The sequence below is a fragment of the Streptomyces sp. YGL11-2 genome, from assembly GCF_050054615.1.
In the GTDB taxonomy this organism is placed as follows: Bacteria; Actinomycetota; Actinomycetes; order Streptomycetales; family Streptomycetaceae; genus Streptomyces.
The window spans coordinates 1-576 of sequence record NZ_JBNHIN010000167.1; the positions used below are offsets into that span (position 1 = coordinate 1).

General features: G+C 66.3%; 1 protein-coding gene. It reads right to left on the reverse strand.

Going from position 1 to position 576, the window contains the following annotated elements; translation table 11 throughout:
* A partial coding sequence (locus tag ACO1BR_RS44180; protein ID WP_426800759.1) for a polysaccharide deacetylase family protein occupies positions 1 to 576 on the reverse strand: 576 nt, incomplete at both ends.

The following is a 576-nucleotide window of genomic DNA, read 5'->3' on the forward strand; positions in this document are numbered from 1 at the left end:
GCTGGGAAGGTGTAGGTGTAGCCCTGGGCGTCGAGTTGGTCCAGTAGTTTGGCGAGTGCTGCGATGGTTTGTGAGCGGTCGCCGCCGGCGTCGTGCATGAGGATGATCGAGCCGGGGTGCAGGTTGCGGTTGATGTTCTGCAGGATGTTGGCGACGCCGGGGCGTTTCCAGTCGTCGGAGTCGTCGCTCCAGCCGAGGGGGCGGAGTCCGTGTTGGGCGGCGATGTTTCGGATGGCGGGTTTGAAGTCGCCGCCGGGTGCGCGGTAGTACCAGAGCTTGGCTCCGGGACCGGCCGCGTTGGATATCTCCCGCTGGGCGTCGGCTATTTCGTGGATGTTGTAGTCCAACGGCATGCTGCTCTGGCGCTCGTTGTGGTGGACGGAGTGGTCGCACAGGCGGTCACCGGCGGCGACGATCGACTTGGTGAGGTAGGGGTAGCGCTGCGCGTTGGGGCCTATCTCGCAGAAGGTGGCCTTGGCATGGTGCTGGGCCAGCAGCGCCAGTACCTTCGGTGTCCAGCGCGGGTCGGGGCCGTCGTCGAAGGTCAGCGCGACCGACCTGCCGCCGTCGTGGACG